Source organism: Pseudomonadota bacterium, from assembly GCA_016927275.1.
Lineage (GTDB): Bacteria > UBA10199 > UBA10199 > 2-02-FULL-44-16 > JAAZCA01 > JAFGMW01.
In genome coordinates this window covers 1-21,279 of record JAFGMW010000079.1, presented here as the reverse complement: position 1 = coordinate 21,279, position 21,279 = coordinate 1, and the positions used below count along the sequence as shown (strand labels likewise).

At 62.5% G+C, this 21,279-nt stretch carries 21 protein-coding genes; 9 read left to right on the top strand and 12 right to left on the bottom strand.

From position 1 onward, the window contains the following. The first annotated feature begins 88 nt into the window (after positions 1–88). The 3 genes from JXA24_05310 (at position 89) to trkA (ending at position 3,239) form a co-directional block, all read left to right on the top strand. A complete protein-coding gene (locus JXA24_05310; protein MBN1283177.1) occupies positions 89–295 on the top strand; it encodes a cold-shock protein in 207 nt (68 codons plus the stop codon). A gap of 103 nt (positions 296–398) precedes the next feature. Next, complete coding sequence (locus tag JXA24_05305; protein MBN1283176.1) at positions 399–1,871, top strand: TrkH family potassium uptake protein; 1,473 nt, start codon at positions 399–401, stop codon at positions 1,869–1,871. A gap of 9 nt (positions 1,872–1,880) precedes the next feature. Beyond that, the gene (gene trkA / locus JXA24_05300; GenBank protein ID MBN1283175.1) at positions 1,881–3,239 is read left to right on the top strand and encodes a Trk system potassium transporter TrkA; all 1,359 of its coding nucleotides are present in this window, start codon (positions 1,881–1,883) and stop codon (positions 3,237–3,239) included. Here the strand turns inward: trkA and JXA24_05295 are convergent. The 3 genes from JXA24_05295 to JXA24_05285 all read right to left on the bottom strand — a co-directional run bounded on the left by JXA24_05295 (position 3,236) and on the right by JXA24_05285 (position 5,055). Beyond that, complete coding sequence (locus tag JXA24_05295) at positions 3,236–3,574, bottom strand: hypothetical protein (GenBank protein ID MBN1283174.1); 339 nt, start codon at positions 3,572–3,574, stop codon at positions 3,236–3,238. The genes trkA and JXA24_05295 overlap by 4 nt on opposite strands. Positions 3,575–3,657: 83 nt before the next feature. After that, positions 3,658–4,590, bottom strand: a complete 933-nt coding sequence (locus JXA24_05290; GenBank protein ID MBN1283173.1) for an LD-carboxypeptidase — start codon at positions 4,588–4,590, stop codon at positions 3,658–3,660. A gap of 78 nt (positions 4,591–4,668) precedes the next feature. Continuing rightward, a complete protein-coding gene (locus JXA24_05285) occupies positions 4,669–5,055 on the bottom strand; it encodes a hypothetical protein (protein ID MBN1283172.1) in 387 nt (128 codons plus the stop codon). A 124-nt stretch (positions 5,056–5,179) separates the two neighbouring features. Between JXA24_05285 and JXA24_05280 the strand changes: the two genes are divergently transcribed. Together JXA24_05280 and JXA24_05275 are read left to right on the top strand one after the other, a co-directional pair. Next, positions 5,180–6,568, top strand: coding sequence for a nodulation protein NfeD (locus tag JXA24_05280; GenBank protein MBN1283171.1), 1,389 nt, complete (start codon positions 5,180–5,182; stop codon positions 6,566–6,568). Further along, positions 6,565–7,320 carry a slipin family protein gene (locus JXA24_05275; protein ID MBN1283170.1) on the top strand — a complete coding sequence of 252 codons (756 nt, stop codon included), beginning with the start codon at positions 6,565–6,567 and terminating at the stop codon, positions 7,318–7,320. Before JXA24_05280 ends, JXA24_05275 begins: the two co-directional genes overlap by 4 nt. Before the next feature lie 6 nt (positions 7,321–7,326). Here JXA24_05275 and JXA24_05270 read toward each other — a convergent pair whose 3' ends face one another. Then, positions 7,327–7,662: a hypothetical protein gene (locus JXA24_05270; GenBank protein ID MBN1283169.1), complete on the bottom strand. Its 336-nt coding sequence runs from the start codon at positions 7,660–7,662 to the stop codon at positions 7,327–7,329. 24 nt (positions 7,663–7,686) lie between these two features. Then, positions 7,687–7,998 carry a hypothetical protein gene (locus JXA24_05265; GenBank protein MBN1283168.1) on the bottom strand — a complete coding sequence of 104 codons (312 nt, stop codon included), beginning with the start codon at positions 7,996–7,998 and terminating at the stop codon, positions 7,687–7,689. A gap of 188 nt (positions 7,999–8,186) precedes the next feature. On the opposite strand from JXA24_05265, the gene JXA24_05260 reads away from it, so the two are divergent. From JXA24_05260 to JXA24_05250, 3 genes are all read left to right on the top strand, one after another. Further along, a complete protein-coding gene (locus tag JXA24_05260) occupies positions 8,187–9,977 on the top strand; it encodes a hypothetical protein (GenBank protein ID MBN1283167.1) in 1,791 nt (596 codons plus the stop codon). A gap of 16 nt (positions 9,978–9,993) precedes the next feature. Further along, the gene (locus tag JXA24_05255) at positions 9,994–11,073 is read left to right on the top strand and encodes a 6-phosphofructokinase (GenBank protein ID MBN1283166.1); all 1,080 of its coding nucleotides are present in this window, start codon (positions 9,994–9,996) and stop codon (positions 11,071–11,073) included. 151 nt (positions 11,074–11,224) lie between these two features. Next, the gene (locus tag JXA24_05250; protein MBN1283165.1) at positions 11,225–12,544 is read left to right on the top strand and encodes a GTPase; all 1,320 of its coding nucleotides are present in this window, start codon (positions 11,225–11,227) and stop codon (positions 12,542–12,544) included. A gap of 46 nt (positions 12,545–12,590) precedes the next feature. Here the strand turns inward: JXA24_05250 and JXA24_05245 are convergent, their stop codons facing one another. The 5 genes from JXA24_05245 to JXA24_05225 all read right to left on the bottom strand — a co-directional run bounded on the left by JXA24_05245 (position 12,591) and on the right by JXA24_05225 (position 16,392). After that, positions 12,591–13,343 (bottom strand): hypothetical protein, encoded by a 753-nt coding sequence (locus tag JXA24_05245; GenBank protein MBN1283164.1) that lies wholly within the window; start codon positions 13,341–13,343, stop codon positions 12,591–12,593. 11 nt (positions 13,344–13,354) lie between these two features. Beyond that, positions 13,355–14,734, bottom strand: coding sequence for a ribulose 1,5-bisphosphate carboxylase (locus JXA24_05240; protein MBN1283163.1), 1,380 nt, complete (start codon positions 14,732–14,734; stop codon positions 13,355–13,357). 54 nt (positions 14,735–14,788) lie between these two features. Then, positions 14,789–15,211, bottom strand: coding sequence for a YjbQ family protein (locus JXA24_05235; protein ID MBN1283162.1), 423 nt, complete (start codon positions 15,209–15,211; stop codon positions 14,789–14,791). Continuing rightward, on the bottom strand, positions 15,208–16,089 hold the full coding sequence (locus JXA24_05230) for a polyprenyl synthetase family protein (GenBank protein MBN1283161.1): 882 nt from the start codon (positions 16,087–16,089) through the stop codon (positions 15,208–15,210). The genes JXA24_05235 and JXA24_05230 overlap by 4 nt, the downstream gene beginning before the upstream one ends. 75 nt (positions 16,090–16,164) lie before the next feature. Then, complete coding sequence (locus tag JXA24_05225) at positions 16,165–16,392, bottom strand: exodeoxyribonuclease VII small subunit (protein ID MBN1283160.1); 228 nt, start codon at positions 16,390–16,392, stop codon at positions 16,165–16,167. Positions 16,393–16,621: 229 nt separating this feature from the next. Here JXA24_05225 and JXA24_05220 point away from each other — a divergent pair, with 229 nt between their 5' ends. Beyond that, positions 16,622–18,415, top strand: a complete 1,794-nt coding sequence (locus JXA24_05220) for a hypothetical protein (GenBank protein ID MBN1283159.1) — start codon at positions 16,622–16,624, stop codon at positions 18,413–18,415. Between the two features lie 36 nt (positions 18,416–18,451). Here JXA24_05220 and JXA24_05215 read toward each other — a convergent pair whose 3' ends face one another. Both JXA24_05215 and JXA24_05210 read right to left on the bottom strand, forming a co-directional pair. Further along, entirely contained in the window at positions 18,452–19,330 is an 879-nt protein-coding gene (locus JXA24_05215; protein ID MBN1283158.1) for a hypothetical protein, read from the bottom strand. Positions 19,331–19,740: 410 nt separating this feature from the next. Continuing rightward, positions 19,741–20,328, bottom strand: a complete 588-nt coding sequence (locus JXA24_05210; protein MBN1283157.1) for a hypothetical protein — start codon at positions 20,326–20,328, stop codon at positions 19,741–19,743. Positions 20,329–21,279: the final 951 nt, after the last annotated feature.

Sequence of the window (21,279 nt, the reverse complement as noted above, 5' to 3'; positions counted from 1 at the left end):
AAAAGCCAGGTTTAACATAGGGATAGGGCTGGATTGACGTTCACGAACCGCCCTGATCTGCCAGGGCACGAAAGAAAGGACGGGCTGTATGGCAAAGGGAACTGTGAAGTGGTTCAACGATGCAAAGGGCTACGGCTTCATTTCACCCGACGACGGGAGCGACGACGTCTTCGTCCACTTCTCCGCCATATCGGGGGAGGGTTTCAAGACCCTCAAGGAGGGGGAGTCGGTCGAGTTCGAAGTGACCCAGGGTCCAAAGGGCCTGCAGGCCACGAACGTGAGGAAGAGCACCTGAGGACGGCCGAGCAAGCGACCAGACCCCGGCCCCTCAAGGCCGGGGTTTTCTTTTGCTCCTCATCTGATATATTGCTGCGAAGTCCTGGACAGGGGGGACCCTCATGAGGATCGGAGTCATCCTCGGGATAACTGCGCACGTCGCCTTCTTCGTGGGCATCGCGATGGTGGTGCCGCTGGGCGTGGCCCTCTACTACGGCGAGGGGGACGCCACGCCCATCGCGTGGTCCATGGCGGTCACCGTGGCGGTCTCCGGCCTCGCCTCGCTCGCCTTCAAGGCGCCGGAGGACGAGATCAGCCGCAGGGAAGGCATGCTCATCACAACGATGACGTGGATAGCCGTCTCCGCATTCGGCGCCCTTCCCCTGTTTCTCGCAAAGACCCTGGGGCCCATGAACGCGGAAAATTTCCTCAACTGCCTGTTCGAGTCGGTATCCGGATTCACGACCACCGGCTCATCGATCCTCGGCGCCTCGGTTCCCATCGAGAAAGTCCCCCACGGCCTCCTCTTCTGGCGAAGCTTCACACACTGGCTCGGCGGAATGGGGATCATCGTGCTCGCCGTCGCCATACTCCCGATGCTGGGCGTGGGAGGGATGCAGCTCTTCCGCGCCGAGGCCTCCGCGCACATGCACGAGAGACTGAGGCCCCGGATAAGGGAGTGCGCGATCGCGCTCTGGGCCGTCTACGCCATCATCACCGTTCTCGGCACGGTTCTATATCTGGCCGGCGGCATGCCGCTGTTCGACTCGCTCTGTCACACGTTCGCGGCACTCGCCAGCGGCGGATTCTCCACCAAGGACGCATCCATCGGCTACTACCGCAGCTTCTACATCGAAGCGGTCTCCATGTTCATCATATTCCTCGGCACCGTGAGCTTCTCGATCCATTATCTGGCGTGGTCCAAGAGCCTGAAATCGTACTGGCGCGACAGCCAGTTCCGCTACTACGTCGCGTTTTTGCTGATAGGCATCCTCTTCGTCTGCGTGGTCCTTTACTTCGGCGGCGGGTACGCCTCTCCCCTCCATGCGGTCCGCTACGGCACCTTCCAGGCGATGTCGATCATGAGCACCACCGGCTTCGCCATCGTCGACTCCAACCCTTGGCCCGCCGCAGCGAGGATCGCGCTGATATTCTTCATGTTCACCGGGGGATGCATAGGCTCCACGGCGGGCGCGATCAAGGTGGCGAGGGTCGTGCTCCTCTTCAAGTTTGCATATCGCGAGATCGTGCGGCTCATACACCCCAAGGTGTTCGCAGCCGTTAAGCTCGGCGGAAAGGTCGTGCACCGAAACGTGCTGGAGAGCATAGCCGCATTCTTCGGCTTCTACATGCTGCTCTACGTCGTCTTCGTAATCGCCGTCGCCTCGCTGGGGCTGACGCTGGAGGAGGCGGCAAGCGGCGTGGCGGCGACAATGGGGGGAGTCGGCCCCGGCTTCGGTCAGTTGGGCACCATGGGCAATTACTTCAACGTTCCGATCGGGGCCAAAGCGATCTTCATAGCGTGCATGCTGCTGGGCAGGCTCGAGATATTCACGATCCTCGTGATACTTTCCCCTGCCTTCTGGAAAAAGTAGGAGGAAACCGTGAGCGTACTCATAATAGGCGGCGGCGAGATCGGCCGCTTCATAGCGGAGAAGCTGATCGAGCACGAACGCGAGGTGATAATAATCGAGAAGGACGAGCGCGTGGTCGACGAACTCGAGGAGAGCATCGACGCCAAGATCATCGTGGGCAACGGCGCATCACCCAGGCTCCTCGCCGAGGCGGGCGTCGCCGGCGCGGAGATGGTGCTCGCGGTCACCAACAGCGACGAGGTGAACCTGCTGGCTGTGGCGCTCGCCGGCATCCAGGCCCCGCAGGCCAGGCGCATCGCTCGAATCCGGAATCCCGAGTTCGAGCTGGAGGAGGGCCTTCTCCAGGGCAAGTTCAACGTGAACCTGCTCATCAACCCGGACAGGGAGGCTGCCCACGCGATCCTCAAGATCCTCGACCTCCCCGGCTCCGTGGAGATCATGGATTTCTTCGACGCAAGGATCAAGCTGGTCGGCGCCATGGCCCGCAGGCAGAGTGAGCTCATCAACCGCCCCCTGCGCGAGATCAAGCAATTCGGGGAGGGCGGGCCCTGCGTGATCGCGGCGATCGTGCGCAACAACCAGGTCCTCATCCCCATGGGCGACAGCCGCATCATGCCGGGCGACACGGTCTATTTCGCGGCCGAGTCCGACAGGGTCGAGGAGTCAATGGAGCTGCTCGGCCACAAGGGTGAACGCACGGGATCCATCATGATCTACGGCGGAGGATTCATAGGCATGTACCTGGCCGCATCCCTGGAAAAACAGGGGGTCGCGGTCAAGATTGTGGAGCCGGACCCGCGGCTCTGCTCCGCGCTCTCGCGCAAGCTCAACAAGTCGATGATCCTCAACACCAGCGCCACGGACCAGGACTTCCTCGAGGAGGAGAACATAGAGGACATGGACGCCTTCGCCGCCGTGACCAAGGACGACGAGGACAACATACTGTCGGCGCTGCTGGCAAAGAAGAAGGGCTGCGGCATATCGATCGCGCTGTCGCACAACCGAGGGTACCAGAGGCTCATCGGCGCGCTCGGCATAGACGTGGCGGTGAACCCGAGGCAGCTCGCCGGAAACACGATCCTGCACTTCATAAGGAAGGGCAAGGTCCTGCACGCCTCGTCCCTCATGGACGAGGCGGAGTTCATCGAGGCGGAGGCGATGCCCACCTCCGGCATCGTCAACAGGCCGATCAAGGAGCTCAAGCTCCCCAAGGGCGTGGTGATACTGTCCGTGCAGAGGGGCGGGGCGATGATGGTGCCGCACGGCGAGACGGTGATAGAGCCGAAAGACCGGGTCCTTTTGATCGCGCGCACCGACGCGATCGCGAAGATCGAGAAGCTCCTGATGGTCGGGATGGACTACTTCTAGATTTTTTTTGTGCGGCCGTATTGCCTTATGAACAACCCCTGCTTCGACTGCGTGCTCTGGGCGGTGGTCCTGAACTCGTCGCTTATCTGGTACTCGTCCGCGCAGCGCAGGCACAGCCACTCCTTGCCCTCGATGAGCCTGTTCCTGTGCACGTAGCGCTCCACGTCGGGCGCGCTCTTCTCGCACGCCTCGCACACGATGCGGATCTGGTCCTCGCGCACCCGGCCGCCCTTCCTGAGGTGCCTGGCCTTCACCTTCTCGCGCTCGATGTCCTTGAGCTTCTCCCTGGTGACGATGCCCGCGTTCAAAAGCGCCTGTTTCAACTGCTGCCCCATCATAACCTCTTCATCTGTGGTCTGTGGTCTGTGGTCTGTGATTTTGACGCCAGTCACTAGTCACTGGTCACTAGTCACGGTCTTTAGCGCACTCCCCCCTCCTCGATCAAGAGCCTTGGGGGGGCTGACGATATCCTCGCCTTGACGCCGATCGGGATCGTGATGTTCTCTATCCCGTGGCCCAGGGGCAGCCCCTGCAGCACCGGGTACTGCGCCCCGCTGAAGAACCTCCTCAGGTACCGAAGCAGGGCCCTGCGGTCGCCCCCCATGCAACCCACCATCTCGGAGAAGACCACGCCCCTTATGCGTTCGAGCTTTCCGGCGAGCTTGAGGTGATTCAGGTTGCCGTCTATCTCTATGTGCCCCTCGTCCACCTCCTCGATGAAGAGGATCCTGTCCCTGGTGTCTATCTCGAAGCCGGTGCCCAGGGTCATGAGCATCCTGGAGAGGTTGCCGCCGATGATGCGGCCCCTGGCCTCGCCCGGCACTATCACCTCGAGGTCGCGGCCGTAGATGTCGCCCGGCCTCCCGTCGCTCGTGATCGCCTCCTGGAGCGCGATCTCGGTGGTCGGCGGCATCCCCTTGTAGAGCTCCTGCGCCACGGTCGGGCCGTGGAACGTGACCCACCCGTAGCGCATGTGGAAGTACAAAAGGAGGAGGGTGATGTCGGAGAAACCCACGAATATCTTGGGGTGACGGGAGAGGTCCACCTCCTCCAGAAACGGCAGGATGGCGATGGATCCGTAGCCCGCCTCGGCGCAGAAGATCGCGCTGATGGAGGGATCGCTGAACATCTGCACGATCTGCTCCGCCTTCTCGCGGTAGCGGCGCGTCCGCTCCCTGTCCGAGGGCCTGCGCGCGTGCTCGAGCACCTTCTCGGGCACGATCGGGTCGAAGCCCCACCACCTGAGCTTGTCGATGCCTAGCGTGAGGCCTCTCTTCATGAACGAGGAGGCGGGCGCGACTATCCCTATCCTGTCGCCCGGAACGAGTTTGAACGGTTTTATAGGCCGCATCATCGACGCTCGCGAGTCTCCGTGGAATCGGCGCGGAGTATACAGTCTGTGGAGCGACGCGGCAAGTCAAAGGGCGGGCTACCTGCTGTATCGGGTGTAGCCGAAGAGATAGGGATTCATGGTGTGGGGAGTGTTGAACCCGAACATGCCGTACATGTAGGCATTGGCGAATCTGAAATAGGGGCTGTAGTAGCCCACGAACGGATACGGCCCCACCGACGCGGCGGGCATCACCTGGGGCGGCACGCCGCTGCCGCGGGCCATCGCGGACATGAGCGCCTTGTGGCTCTGGTCATAGCGGCCCGAGGAGTAGACCGATGCGGTGCCGATCGTGCCTTTGAGCGGGACCATGCAGTTTCTGAACTCCTCGAGGCTGTTGCCGCGCGTGGGGCAGGACCCCGCGAACGCGGCCGTTGCCGCAAGCAGCGCGAAAGCCAATGCGATGGATGCCGATATGACCCTCATAATCCCTCTGCCGCCTCATGATAGTTATCGGCAGCGGCCGCCGCAAGTTGCTAAGTAATTAATCATGCAAAACAAACAGTTAGGTTGGTTGACATCCGCGCCCGATAAAATCATAACTCCATGCATGCGCATCTTTGGAAGGACCGCACTGCCGCTAATTGTTTTGACCCTCGCCCTCTTCAGCGGGGCCCTTGCAGAAACCAAGGGTGAGATCTTTCGGGCGGTCCTCGACGACGAGATCATAAACCCGCCCACAGCGGAGTACATCACCGCCGCGATAGACGAGGCGGAGGCAAGGGGCGCTGCCTGCCTCATAATCGAGATCGACACGCCGGGCGGGCTGCTCGCATCCACGAGGACCATCGTGAAGAGGATCATGAACTCCAGCGTCCCGATCGTGGCCTACGTGTCGCCGAGGGGCGCGCGCGCCGGCTCGGCCGGGGTCTTCATCACGCTCTCGGCCGACGTGGCCGCGATGGCGCCCTCCACGAACATCGGCGCAGCCCACCCTGTGCAGATCGGCGAAAAACCGAAGCCCAGGGAGGGGCTCTCGAGGCTGATCGACAGGCTCATCGGCCCCGATGAGAAGGGGGACGAGCCGAAGGCGGAGCCGATGGAGGACAAGATCCTGCAGGACACCACCGCCTGGGCCGAGGCCCTGGCGAGGGAGAGGGGCAGGAACGCGCAGTGGGCGGTGAAGGCCGTCACCGAGAGCGCGTCGATCACCGCGGAAAAGGCGCTGAGCCTCGGGGTCATCGACCTCGTCGCGGAAAACTCCGAGGAGCTCCTCAGAAAGATCGACGGCCGCACGGTCGAGATCGCGGGCGAGAGCCTGAGGCTTGCGACCGCGGGCAGGCAGATCGTGGACATCCCCAAGGACCTGAGGCAGAGGCTGCTCGCCGCCCTGGCCCACCCCAACGTGGCCTACGTTCTGCTCATGCTCGGGTTCTACGGCCTGCTCTTCGAGTTCACCACGCCGGGAGTCGGGTTCCCGGGCATCGCAGGCGCCATCTGCCTCGTGCTCTCGTTCTTCGGGCTGCAGGTCCTCCCCACCAGCTACGCCGGGCTCGCGCTGATCGCGATCGGCGTCGCCATGTTCATCGCCGAAGTGAAGGTGACGAGCTACGGCATGCTCACGCTCGGGGGCCTGGTGTCGCTGCTCGCCGGCTCCCTCATGCTCTTCAAGTCGCCTCACGACTTCATGAGGGTCTCGGTGCCCCTGGCCGCGGCGTTCGGCCTCTCCACGCTCGCGGTCGTCGCCTTCCTCGGGTGGCTGGTGGCCCGGTCCCGCAGGCCCCGAGCCTCGACCGGCACCGAGGGCATGGCGGGCGCTACCGGGCAGGTGCGCTCCTGGAGCGGGGGCAGAGGCAAGGTCTTCGTCCACGGCGAGATATGGGAGGCCACGGGGCCGATAAGACTTGCACCGGGCGACTCCGTGCTGGTAGTTAGGGCCGACGGCATGGCGCTCGAAGTCAAGGCGTCCGAAAAACCGACAACAAAGGAGGAGCGATGACCGTATCCCCGATGGGCATTTTCATAGCGTTCATAGCGCTGTACCTGCTCTCCTGCGTGAAGATCCTCAAGGAGTACGAGCGGGGCGTGATCTTCCGGCTCGGGAGGCTCCTGCCGAAACCCAAGGGGCCGGGGATCATCTTCGTGTTCAAGCCGATCGACAAGATGGTGAGGGTGGGGCTGCGCACAGTGACGCTCGACGTCCCGCCTCAGGACATCATCACCAGGGACAACGTCTCCGTGCAGGTCAACGCGGTGGTCTACTTCCGCGTGATGGACGCCAACAAGGCGATCGTGGAGGTCGAGAACTACGCCTTCGCGACCAGCCAGATGGCCCAGACCACGCTCCGCAGCGTAATCGGCCAGCGCGAGCTCGACGCACTGCTCTCCGAGCGCGAGCAGATAAACGACAACATACAGGAGATCCTGGACAAGCAGACCGACCCGTGGGGCATCAAGGTCTCCAACGTGGAGGTCAAGCACGTGGATTTGACCGAGGAGCTCAAGAGGGCCATGGCCCGCCAGGCCGAGGCGGAGCGCGAGCGCAGGGCCAAGATAATCAACGCCGAGGGGGAGCAGCAGGCGGCGGAGAAGCTCGTGCAGGCGGCGGCCATGATGAAGGATCACCCCATGGCGCTGCAGATGCGCTACCTTCAGACACTGGTCGACATAGCCAGCGGGAACAACTCGACCACGGTCTTCCCGATACCGATAGACATGGTGAAGATGTTCATGGACAGCCGCAAGGGCTGAGCGGGGTCACTCCTCTTCCGTCTGCTCGTCCGCCGCGGTCTCGCCCTGGGGCCGATCGGGGAACCACTTCCCTATGACGTCGACTATCTGGTAAGCCTGCTTGGCGTTGGAGATGTTGAACTTGCTCTGCGGCCTGAACTCGCCCCCCCTCTTCTGGAAACGCTGGATCCTGATCTTCGGGGGCCCGAACTCGCCGCTCTTGTTGTCGAGGTCCTGGTACATGAACATGATGGTCGTCCACGACCCGCGGGAGAGGACCTCCTTCTTGAGCTCGCGGACCTTCTGCTTGCCGTCGGCCTCGTCGGTCCAGTTTATGGTGATCTCGTCTATCGTGCCTGCCATCTGAGCGTCCTTTCCTTGAGGCCCTTACCAGGGCGTGTTGACCTTGCCCATCTCGAGCATCCTGCACTCCCCGGTCTTGGGGTTGCAGCAGAGCTGCCCTGCCCTGGGGACGTAGCACTCGTTCTCGTTCGTGGCCGAGACCCCGCACTCGCAGAACCTGCCGCCCTTGGTGTATCCCTTCCTCCCGGGCTTGAGGTCGCTCCATTCGTGCTTGTCCCTGCTGTTCTCCGCCCTCTCCTTCTCGGAGGGCGGCTTGACCGCCCAGGCGGACGCGGCGAACGCAAGCGCAACCCCCGCTGCAAGGGCCGCAGAAATAAAACGGTTCGATGCTTTCATGGGTCACCCCCTTTGGTCATTGATCTTTGTAATGCCCCAAAGCGGCGCGGTCAAGGAAATGGATGTCATCGCTCCCGGATCGTTCGAGGCGTCGCCCCCCTGCAGTAAGATATTGTTTTTTAAGAATATAGACTATAGGATTGCCCGGTCGATCAAAGGCGGCAGCAAAAAGGGGGCGCGCGCAGACCATGAGAGTCAGGACCAAAATGCACCTGATAAACGGGGCTGCCCTCCTCGCGGGCTCGCTGATCGTCATAGCGTTCGCAAGGTTCATCATCCTGGAGAGGTTCGTGGCGATCGAGCGGGAGATGACATTGGAGAACGCGGAAAATGCGGTGGAGATCATCGAAAACGAGATAGAGGATATCGATTCCATAGCGGCCGACTGGGCGCACGCGAAGGACACCTACGACTACGTAGCCTCCCCCGGCCAACGGTACGTCGAGCGGCACCTCGACCCCGAAACGCTCGGGGCGATGGGGATCGACGTGCTGAGCATATTCGACGGCGCCGGCGAGCAGCTCATATCGATAGCCACCGACGCCGCCGAGGGCAGGCACGCCCCCGTGCCGAAAGGCTGGCTCGAGGCGCTCGAGTCGGCGCCGATCCTCTTCGAGCCCCCGGAGGGGGGCGCAGGGGTCAAGGGGATATTGATCCTGTCCGAGTTCCCGGTGATGGTATCGGCGCACCGGATACTCGCCAGGGGGCTGGGCGGCCGGGGACACGGCACCCTCATAATGGGCAGGAAGATGGACCGCCGGAAGATAGCCTCCTGCGAGGGGCTAATACCGGGGCCTCTCTCCGTCCACATTGCCGATCTGGTTGATCTGCCGCCCGACGTGTCGGTAGCGGCGGGGCGTCTGTCGCCGGAAGACAAAATACACATCGCAGCGCTCGACAGCGAGAGGATCGCCGGCTACGGGCTGATCAGGGACATAACGGGAAAGAGGGGCGTCATAATCAGGACCGAGCTCCCGAGGCAGATATACCTCGCCGCCAGCTACGCCATGAGGTATTTCATAGTCGCCGTGCTCCTCGTCGGACTCGCCCTCTGGCTGGGATCCGCTATGATCACCGAGAGCGCGATACTCAGGAGGCTGCTCAGGCTCGAGGGCGATGTGAACAAAATAGCTGCGGAGCGCAAGGGGACCTCGAGGGTGAAAGTCTCCGGCTTCGACGAGATCGCTAGCCTCAGCGGATCCATCAACAGGATGCTGGTCTCGCTGGAGCTCTCCAGAAAGGAGCTCGAGCTGTCCAACATCCAGCTGGACAGGGCCAACAGCGCAAAGACCGAGCTCACCACCATCGTGTCCCACGAGCTTCGCACCCCGCTCGGGACGATCAAGCAGGCGATCGAGATCATCCGGGACGGCGTCGACGGACCGACCTCCGACAGGCAGAGGGAACGCCTGACGCTCGCCCTGAGGAACGTCGAGAGGCTCGTGAGGCTCACCAACGAGCTCCTCGACCTGACCACGCTTGAGACCGGACGCATGGAGATGCATTTCGAGATGGCCGACCTCAACGAGATGCTCGGCGACGTGTTCCATCTCATGAAGCCCGCCGCGGAAGAAAAGGGTGTGTCCCTGACGCTCAACCTCCCGCCGGAGGGGAAGAAGATCCTCTGCGACGCGGACAGGATCAGGCAGACGATCATCAACCTGATCAGCAACGCCACCAAGTTCACCGACAGCGGCGGCAGCATCACCTTGAGCGGACGGCCTCTCCCGGACGGCGTGCGGATCGACGTGGAGGACACGGGCAAGGGACTCAGGGAAGAGGACCTCCCCGGGATCTTCGAGCCATACCGCCGGATCAGGGAGGGAAAGTCCGGCGGGAGCGAGGGGTCGGGGCTCGGTCTCCCCATCTGCAGGCTCCTGGTCGAGAGGCACGGCGGAACGATAGAGGTGAAGAGCAGGTTCGGGGAGGGCACGGCATTCAGCGTGGTGCTGCCCGATCGCCCCCCTGACGCCGCATGACGCGAGGAGGATCGCAATGCCGATAAAGAGAGCGGGGGTGCTCACCGGAGGCGGCGACTGCCCGGGGCTGAACGCCGCGGTGCGCGCCATCACGAGGAAGGGGATCCTGGACTATTCGTGGGAGGTGATCGGCATCCAGGACGGCTACGAGGGGCTGATCGAAGGCCAGGCGAGGCCGCTCACGTCCGACGACGTGGCCAACATACTCCCGCGCGGCGGCACCATCCTCGGCACATCGAACAAGGCGAGTCCCTTCGACCTCAGGGACGGCAAAGAGGTCGAGACGGAGCGCACGAAGAAGGCGCTGGCCAACATCGACAGATGGGGGCTGGACGCGCTCTTCTGCATAGGCGGAGACGGCACGCTCACCATAGCGGCGAAGCTGGCGGAGCTGTGGCCCAACGTGATCGGTCTGCCCAAGACCATAGACAACGACCTCCGGTGCACCGACCAGACCTTCGGCTTCGACACGGCGTGCGCATTCGTCACGGACGCGCTGGACCGCCTCCACACGACGGCCGACGCCCATCACAGGGTGATGGTCGTCGAGGTCATGGGCCGCTACGCGGGATGGATCGCCCTCGAGGGAGGGCTCGCGGGCGGAGGCGACGTCATACTGATCCCAGAGATGCCGTTCTCCAGGCAGAAGGTCATATCGGCCATCGAGGAGCGCTCGGCCAGGGGCAAGCGCTCCAGCATCGTGGTGGTCTCCGAGGGGGCGCACGCGGCGGGCGAAAAACACGTCGTCGATTCCGTTGTCAGCGACAGCCCGGACCCGATCCGCCTCGGCGGAATAGGCAAACACGTGGCGACTTTTATCGAGGAAGGAACCGGCCACGAGTCCAGGGTCGCGGTGCTCGGGCACATGCAGCGCGGCGGCTCCCCATCGTTCTACGATCGCGTTCTCGCCACCGGCTGCGGGACCAGGGCCGCAGAGCTCGCGGCGGAGGGGATGTTCGGCAACATGGTCGCGCTCAGGGGCAAGGACCTGGTCCCGGTCCCCCTCGGCGAGGCGACATGCAGCCTCAAGCTCGTAACGCCCGACCACCGGCTCGTCACGACCGCGAAGGCCGTGGGGGCATCGTTCGGAATCTGACGCGGCGCCCTCGATCGGCCGAAGCGACAGGCTCGATTCCCGATCGCATAAAAACGCAATCCCATGAATAGATATGCCGCCTGCGGCCGCTTGCCTTTTGCACGTCGGCCTGATACGCAGCGGGGACTCTTCACACCCGCAAGGAGGCTTCATGACGAAGAAGAGGGTCCTCATCATGGGCGCAGCCGGCCGAGACTTCCACAACTTCAACACCTACTTCCGCGGCAACCCGGACTACGAGGTCGTGGCCTTCACCGCGACCCAGATACCCAACATCGAGGGCAGGCGATACCCCCGCGAGCTCGCCGGGCCGGACTACCCGAGGGGCATCCCCATCCATCCCGAGGAGGAGCTCACAAACATCATAATGAAGCAGAGCGTCGACCTCGTCGTGTTCTCCTACAGCGACGTTTCGCACGAGTACGTCATGCAGAAGGGCTCGCAGGTGCTCGCGGCGGGCGCCAACTACATGCTGCTCGCTCCCAACTTCACGCAGATAAAGGCCAAGGTGCCTGTGATCTCCGTGTGCGCGATCCGCACCGGGTGCGGCAAGAGCCAGACCTCCCGCAAGCTCGTTGAGCTCCTCAAGGCCCGCGGAAAGCGCGTGGTCGCGATACGCCATCCGATGCCGTACGGCGACCTCGCCGAGCAGGCGGTGCAGCGCTTCGCCTCGTACGAGGACATGGACCGGCACAGCTGCACCATCGAGGAGCGCGAGGAGTACGAGCCGTACGTCGACAAGGGGCTGGTGGTATACGCCGGCGTCGACTACGAGGCGATCGTCCGGCAGGCCGAGAAGGAAGCGGACGTCATCATCTGGGACGGCGGCAACAACGACATGCCGTTCGTCGTCCCGGACCTCGAGATAACGGTCCTCGACCCGCTGCGCCCGGGGCACGAGCGCAGCTACTACCCGGGCGAGACCAACTTCCTCACCGCGGACGTGCTGGTCATCAACAAGTACGAGCAGGCCAGCGCCGAGCAGCTCAACACGGTGATGCAGAACGTGCGGCACTGCAACCCCGGCGCGAAGATCATCAAGGGCGCATCGCGCATCTCGGTCGACGACCCGGCCGGCGTGAAGGGCAAGACCGTCCTCGTGATCGAGGACGGTCCGACGCTGACCCACGGCGGCATGAGCTACGGCGCCGGCATGGTGGCTGCCGACGAGTTCGAGGCCGCCGAGATAGTGGACCCCAGGCCCTACGCCGTGGGCTCGATACAGGAAGCCTACGGAAAGTTCCCCAACCTGGGCAAGCTCATCCCCGCGCTCGGCTACTACGAGGACCAGCTCGCGGACCTCGAGGCCTCCATCAGGGCCACGCCGTGCGACCTGGTCCTCATCGGCAGCCCCATCGACATAAGGCGCGTGATAGATGTGGACAAGCCGTCGATGCGCGTGCGCTACGACCTGGAGGAGATCGGCGAGCCGACCCTCGACACCGTGCTGGACGAGTTTTTGAAGAGGTGACAGGGGACGCGTCCGTCGCGCGGACCCGGACGATGCGGCATAAACCCTATTCGGACTTCGACCTTTTGAGGACGCCGAGCTCCTTCTCGGCGCTGTCGAGGTCGCGCCTGGCGGCGTCGATCTTCTCCTCGAGCGCCTTCATCCTCTCCTTTTCCGTTAAGGCCGCGGGCGGCCTTTTTCCATCCGCGAGCGCAGGCGCAGCGGCGGGTGGGATGAGCCCCTCCGCGTATGCCTCGGCAGCCTTCAGAGTCCCGAAAGGCTTCACCCACTCGCCGATCACCCTGAGGACCTCCCCGGCGTCGTCGCGGTCGAGGACCTCCTTCGGGAAATCGAATCCGAGCATGACCGTGACGCGCGAGTGGTGCTTCTCCTTCGCCCGGTTCTCCGGCACGTAGACATCCGAGGAGAGGAGCTTGAGGTATATGGTTCGGTTGAACTCCTTGACCCCGGCAACGGCCATCACGTCGCCCCTCTTGAGATAGGTGTAGCTCCCCCCGCGGCGGGTGGAAATCCCATCCCCGTCTCCCACGCGGACCACCGCGCCCCTGTAGTCGTAGTCGGACCAGCTGATGTAGAAGCGGGCGCGCTCGGCCGGTATCCCGCCCTTCTCCACGACAGCGAAGCCGCGCATCTTCGCAGGATCGGGCTGCTCGTACGCGGTGTGCAGCGCCCTGTGGTCCTGAGCCGGCGGGTAGGCCTCGAGGACCGCCGCGAGGACCTTCGGCGGCACGCCCGCGCTCGCCACGATCGGCACGACGAGAAACGCGGCGAGCAGCATGAGAGAAAGGGCCCTTTTCATGACATACCCCCCTAGTTGCGCTGGAACATGAGCGGCGCGCCGGTGAACCCGCGGGCCTCGAAAGGGAAACGGACCGACACCTGCGCGCCCGAGGCCCCCCTGCCGAACGCCTCGACGGCGCGCGCGAGCTCCCGCCTCTCTCGCGCGTGATCCTCGATCGAGACGCGGGCCACCACAGCCTCCCAGGCCTGCCTGAGGCTCGCGGCCCCTGCCCCGGGGCCGTCCGGGTGGCCGAAGACGCCCCTGCCCGGGACGAACCCGAAGTCGGCCGTCCTCAGTTTCTGGTACATCGCTGGCAAGGTGCCGGCCCAGTCGCTCCCGCCCGGAACCGGCAGCGCCGCCGCCATAGAGCCGAGCATTGCGCTCGCCGCATCGGCGTTGGCGATCACCTCCTCGTCCGGCGTCATCATCCTGGCCCCGAAGCCGGGCATGATGATCGCGTCGCAGCCGGCGATCCTCTGGAGCTTCGTCATGAGCGCCGTGGAGACGCCGAAGTGGGGATGACGAGACATCGGGGCTATGCAGTCGAAGTGCGCGACTATCGGGAGCTCCGTGCGCGATGCGAGCGAGCGCACGGCGGAGAGCCCGATCGCCATCACGTTGAGCATGAGGGCGTTCGCGCCGTTCCTCCCGGCGATCTCGGCGAGTGCGAACATCCGGTCGTACTCGTCGGTGACGTTGGCCAGAAAGATCTTGCGCTCGCCGGTCTCCTGCTCCGCCTCGCGCCTCGCTGCGCCCGCGAGCCTCGTGCGCTCCTCGAACGGCGAGTAGCCGGGGTCGGCCAGCATCTCGTCGTCCTTGGCCACGTCCAGTCCGCCGAGCCAGGCCTGCTTGGCGATCGAGGCGAAGCTCGCAGGGTCGAGCCCCACGTTGGGCTTCACCACTCCGAAGAAGACGGGCCTCCCCTCCACGCCGAGGATCTGCCTGATGCCGCGGGTCCCGTGCCTCGGGCCCCTGAAATTCGCGAGGAAGGAATCGGGGAACTCGATGTCGAGGAGCTTGATCGAGCTCACCCCGGGGGTGAAGAAGGCGCCCTCGCCCATCGCGGCGGTGAGGAGATTGGGCAGCCTGGGGCCGAAGTTACCGTGCGGGTGCGCGATGCGGACCCTCGCGCGCGAGAAGCGCCCCCCCTCGGGATGCCTCGCGCCGAACGCGGAGAGCTCCGACTCCTCGACCGGCTCCACCGAGACCACGCGCGCCGCATGGCGCGGCCTGTAGTCCTCGTCCTCGCCCGGCCTCTTCCACTGAGCCGTGGACTGCTCGCGCGCGAGCTCAGCCGCGACCTCGCGCGGGGAGCCTGCGCACTCCATCATGTACGAGAACGTGAGATAGGAGTCGCGGTCGAGCGAACCCTCGTCGGCGTAGAAACCCTGTCTCTCCTGTTGGTTCATAATATCCCCGGGTCCCGTAAATCGTCCAACTATTCACCATTCACTGTTTACCGTTCACTCACCCATGACTTTCACTATCACCCTGCGCTCCGTGCGCGGGCCGTCGAGCTCCACCAGGAAGACCGACTGCCAGCCGCCCAGCGCGAGGCTCCCCCCGGAGACCGGGATGGTCTCGGAGGAGTTGAGAAACATCGACATCAGATGCCCCCTCGCGTTGGGCCTCCCGTCAACGGTCCCCTCGTCGTGTCGCCAGCCGCGCGCCGGCACCGCCCCTTTCAGCACATCGAGCATGTCCTGCTGGAGCCTGTCGCAGCGCTCGTTGACCTTCACGGCGGTCGTTGTGTGCCTCGTGAAGACGGTCAGCGCGCCGTCGGTCACCCCGCTCGCGGAAAACGCCCTCTTCACCTCGTCGGTGATGTCTATGAACTCCATCGGCTCCCGCGTGGAGATCCTCAACTCGGTCGTGTGCTGTTTCATCTCTTTCGCTCCACTATGTAGCGCGCGATCTGCCTGAGCGGCTCGGCCGCCTCGCCGAAGATCGCGACCGCCGAGACCGCCTGGTCGACGAGCGCCCTGGCCTGCCCGCGCGCCGCCTCGATCCCGATGGCGGCCGGATAGGTGGACTTTCCCTTGGCCTGGTCCGAGCCCACGTCCTTTCCGATCTCGGACTGGTCCCCCTCCACGTCGAGGATGTCGTCCGCGATCTGGAACGCGAGCCCCACGCACTCGCCGTAGCGGCCGAGCGCATCGAGCTGCTCACGCGTGCCGCCCGAGAGGCGCGCCCCTGTGACCGCCGAGACCCTGATGAGAGCGCCGGTCTTGTAGCGGTGCAGCCTCGCGAGATCGGCCTCGCAAAGCGCCGCCCCCGTCGACTCGATGTCGATCGCCTGGCCGCCGGTCATGCCGCGGCCTCCCGTCGCGGAGGCGATGTCGTGTATGGCCTCGACGAGCACCCGCGGGTCCACGCCCCCCTTGAGCTCCGAGAGGACCGAGAACGCCTCGGCGATGAGCCCGTCGCCCGCGAGGATCGCAACCGCCTCGCCGAACACCTTGTGGCTCGTGGGCTTGCCGCGCCGCATGGAGTCGTCGTCCATGGCCGGCAGGTCGTCGTGGATGAGGGAGAACGTGTGTATCATCTCGAGCGCAACCGCCGCGGGCATCACGCGGTCCGCGCTGCCGCCCGCCGCCTCTGCGCCTGCGAAGCAGAGTATGGGCCTAATCCTCTTCCCGCCCGCCTCGAGGCTGTAGCGCATCGCGCGGCGCAGCGTCTCGGGGATCGATTCGTCCTGGATCGAGCGTGTGAGCGCCGCCTCGAGCCAGCCCGCCCGTTCCCTCAGATAGAAGTTGAGATCCATAATTTTTACCGGTTGCCCAACGGGGTCCGTAAGTCGCAGATCGATTCACGATTCACGACTCACGAAACCCGTGAGTCATTTGACATCCAACGGTGCCGCCTTGATATCGCCCTGCGAATTCCTGATGAGCTGCTCGATCTTGCCCTTGGCCTCGGCGAGGCCGGCCTCGCACTCGCGCGCGAGCTTTATCCCCTTCTCGAACGCGGCCAGCGACTCGTCGAGGGTGAGCTCCCCCCCTTCGAGCCTCTTCACCACGCCCTCGAGATCCCCCATCGCCTGCTCGAAGCTGCGTCTCTCGACCATCGGAACCCCCGAAATTATGCGACACTTATAACGAAAAAACCCTTTCAGTCAATGAATTAGGCTTCTTATTAGGATTGCCCGATCGGGTCAAGTGAACGATCGCCTTTATTTCGGCTTGTAATTCGACGGGTTGCAAACCGGGGGACACCTTTTTCTTTGCTAGACAGACGCGCTGTTGATATGAAGGCAAAAAATGGAGCGTTTCCTTATGAAATATTTGAAGAAATATTTGTTTCCCCTCCTCGCAGCGGCCCTTGTCCTGAGCATATATTGCGGCGCCGCCCACGCAAGGACCCTGGGGGAGATAGAGGCCGAGGCGGCGGCCCTCGAGGCGGAGGCCGAGGGGGCGAGCATTCAGCGCAGGTTCGAGATACTGGGGAGGCTTCAGGAACTCGCGGAGGAAGCGCTGCAGGCCGGCCTGGATGATCTGGGACAGACACCGGTCGCCGACATCAGGCCCGCCGATACCCCCGAGGAGGAGATAAAGCGCCGCCGCGAGATCATCAACGCCCAGTTCAACTCGTTCAAGGGGCAGATGCCCAGGACCGGCGACAACGCTACGATTGAGATGCCCGAGGCGTTCCCGCTCACCGGCCTCATAGTCGTGAGCGGCGGCTTCAGGTCCTCCCCATACAGGGGCTGGGTGTGGACCGACCATTCGTACCAGGTGGTCGAGGAGTTCGTGGGGAACCTGATCGTGAAGCGCGAGTACAGCCTCAAGCAGGGGAAGTTCACCGGCAAGAAGAACTACTCGTTCGACACCATCTCGACCGATATAGACACGAAATACGTCGGCGGCCGCAAGTGCCTCAAGGCCAGCTCCGGCATCCCCGGCCACTGCACCCACTGGGAGACCATCGCAAGGTCCGAGGTGAGCGACGACAACAGGTACGGCCGCCTGCACAGCTGGGTCATCCTGGGCAGCTCCGAGGGCGACAGGATGAGGATAGAGGCGGAGTCGCCCAGCGTCATGTTCACCTCCGCCAACCGCAAGGCCATCGAGGCGCTCGGCTGCTACGGCGCCGAGTGGGATATGAAGAAGAAGGAGTTCGAGGCGCTCCTCGACCGCGACCAGATAAAGATCACGAAGCAGGTGGGGAGCACTTCGCAGTCGACCCCCGGCTGCAAGCCCGGCTCCAGCATCGCGCTGTACCTGCAGATAAAGACCCCCGAGTGTCACATACAGTACACCACCGACCCCACCGTGATCTACGGCTGCGGCAGCCCGCTCGTCCCGCCCGTGGGGCTCAAGGCCTACCTCACGAAGGGCTGGGCGCAGGGCTACAAATGGTCGATCACGCGGGGCGGGGACAAGATCGGCTTCACGGCCGGAGGCCCCAACCCCGCGACGAGGCAGGTCGAGATCAAGGCCAAGGCGCCGAGCGCGATCCAGGGCGATGTGAATCTGGAGGTGGAGATCAAGAGGACCGACGGCACCAGGTGCGTGGCGACGCTCGACTTGACCGCGAAGAGGCCCACGGCGCTCCGCAGGCTGCCCGATCCCGAGGCGAGCACGTTCGGCGTGACGCCGTACATCGATTTTGCAGCTGAGTGCGCAAAGCCGACGGGCTGCCTCAAGTCCCCGATCCCGATCCCCGGCAACCCGGACATCGTGGAGGGCTACGCGCGCATCTCGGCGAACCAGGTGCTGGACCAGTTCTACGGGCCGATCCTGCGCGATCCGATGATGTGGCTCGAGAAGCGCTCCATGACGGTGACCGAGGGGGGGACCACGAAAACCATAAACATCGAGACCATCGACGAGAACGAGTCCGGGACCCAGATACCGATCGTGCCGGGGCAGGCGACGCCCACCATGACCATGCACTCCAACCACGGGCTCACCGAGGGCGGGGGGCTTCTGCTCGACACCCTCGCGCTCATGTACCCCTCGGGAACGAGCATGCACCCTCAGACCGACTTCAAGGTGAACCAGGAGATAAAGATATTCGACTGCCCGGTGGCCAGATGCGTGCAGCACTTCAAGAAGACCGACGCCACCCACACATGCCAGGAGCCGTGAGGGACCGGATAAGGGGTCATGAGCACAAGGCCCGGCTCACTCGTACACGGTGATGCTCATGCCGGGGCCTGTGAGGATGCGGCCCTTTTTGCCCCGCTCGATGGCAGGCCGTATCTCGGCAGGCGGTTCGGAGTCGTCGTCCCCGTAGGGGTCGTCCGGGATGGGCGTCCGCTCCGGCCCGATGGCCGGCTCGGCTGCCGGGGGACCCCCGCGGGGCTTGAGCGGAAAGATGGCAACTCGCTCTTTTCCATCCTCCGAGAGCATCGTGACCCTGAGTGAGGTGTCGGAGGGCGCCTCGATCGTCACATCCTTTGTGAAGCCGGAATCGGCCGAGCCCCCGTAGCAGAACAGCTCCCCTGAAGGGCCCCTTATCTCCTGCCTCGCCTCATCGATGCGCACGCCCATGCGCATCATCTCCGAGAGCGCCTCGGGGCCGATCTCCACGCGGGCGCTGTACCTTGCAGGGAGCGCCTCCCCCAGGCCCTCGGAGATGAGTCGGGCGAGCTGCTTTTCGGTGAACTGCGCCGACGGAGCCGGGCCTGCGGCCCCCGCGCCGGAGGAGGCGTCCACGTCGAAGAGGTGCCTGCCGTTTTTGTAGACCCCCAACCTCTCCGCTTCGCCTTCGGCCATCGCGGCGGGCGGGCCGAACTCGATTTTGAATGCCCTGGCCAGGGCCTTGAACTCTCGGGAAGCAGCGCGCCTCTTGAGCGCCTGGCAATCCGAACGCCAGAGCCTTATGATCGACTGCACGCTGCGGCTGCCGAACGCAAGCCTCTTTGCCCCATTCTCTGACTGCTGCTCGAAGGTGTCCCTGCGATCGACGAGGCCGTCGCGGCTCGCGACGCTCATGCCCTGCTCTGCCGCCGTGCTGTTGAAGACATCGACCGGCATGACCCTGCAATTGAAACCGCCCATATGCGCCCTCATGTAATTATGCGACCATTATCAGGACCTAGGCCCAAGGGCAAGATCGATCTCCATGAGATAAGCGCAGCTTGTCAAACTTGTCAGACGGAGTGCTTCGGAGTACTGCGCGGGCCAGGGCCACCACGCATCCACCCGCCGACCCAAAGGCTCCAAAGGCCCTAATTGTTACTAGTTCAGCAGACGAAGCGCTTTGGCGGTGCTTTTCTCGCTATCCCTCCTCGCCTCAAACGCCGTCTCGTCGGGGGCATTCGTCGGCCGGTATATTATAGGGCTGCTGTATCCGGCCTCCTCGAGCCACGCTGCGAAAATCACCGCCAAAGCGCCCCGTCATGGCGGCATCTCGTGCCTCGCGCACTGTATGACATTAACTCTCGCGTCCCCGGAATTATGTTGGGATATTAATTGAGATAATTTTTCACTTTATTTTTAAGAAGAGTAAGAAGACAGTTAAATTCCTTATCAAACTCATTTAAGGACATGTCGGCGTCACTAATTAGATCTACCTTTTGGTCATCTGCTTTTTGCGTTCTCTTAAGAATATCTAAAGCTGTATCTCTTAAACTCGTCAATGCAGATCTTGCTTTATTCACATCAGACTCCACATTTATACCTATACCCAACATAAAGAGCTCAGCCGATTCCAGTGCATAATCGCAATCGTAGTAACTCTTCTTTATCTCTTGCGCATATTTTTGAACAACGGCTGAGTCAACGTTGTCATGCACAATAAAACCCAGATCAGTTTGAAAAGAATAAATGTCCGCCGTAAAAGAGATAGTGCACTTATATATGTCCTGCGCATATCTTGGGTAATCTTTGCTTATTAGTAATTCTTTCTTATGAACGAAAGTTTGCCATTGCAACACATACTGGATAGTAAACGTTAATAGGGCACCAAAAAACACTGACACCAAAGAGAGGAATACGCTCTTAAAGGCCGTAGATGACATACATCTTTTTATCCAAGATTTATTATCATCTTTCATTTGCACTCTTCTCTGCACTCATTATATTTATTCAAACAATTGTCATTTGATAGAACGATTTCGCCAGACAGCTTTGGACTATTGGGTCTGAGAGCAATCGATGATCCGGGTTTTCTGTCAACAACAATCCATTCACTGTCAAATCTATCGATCGCCTCACGCCCAGAATATTTCCCATCAGAAGACCGTATATTAAGCTCAGAAAATGCGTCGGCGTTCTGTCTCAATGTTTTTCCTGAAATAGACGCGGCAGCATTACTAACAAGTTCACGACACGCATGATAATCATCACCACACTTCTCGATGCACTCGGACGCGCTTGCATTCATGACCTTAGATGGGTTCCTTTCAATCAAAGCTGTATTCGTATGTTCTGCCGGTTCGATATGCTGAAACTCAGTACCTTTCTTGCAACTCGTCACTAAGAGGATGAGTAACGCGCCAATACAATAAAGCTTAAACATAACGAACCCCATTTGCTATTTTGTGATCGTAAGTTATTAGACTTCGAATAAACATACCTTACTCCATCTCTCTCTGCTTGACAATAATGTAAAGTGGCTCACCTGGGGCGCTCCGATTTTTTATTATTGAGCATAGTGGTCCCATTGAGGGTTTTGGAGCGGGACGGCCGGTGAGCGGCGTCTGAGGACGCCGGATACAGTAGCGTATATGCTCCGGCGTCCGAGGCGCAGGCGACGAGACGGCGTCTGAGGCGAGGAGCCGTAGCGAAACGGGCGTGCCGATCCGAAACCCGAACTGGTACACGGAGCGAACGCGCAGCTGCAGGAGGGGATGTCCGGCGCCCGCGCGCGACACGAGGCGAGCGCGCCAGTCGACGAGGAAAGGGCCGGAGTCGCTGTCAGTTTACCTTGGTAACCTTGGCCGAGGCGCGGCCCTTGTGGAATTACAGACAATAAACTTTTCCTCTCTAGCCAACGGTGGAGTCGT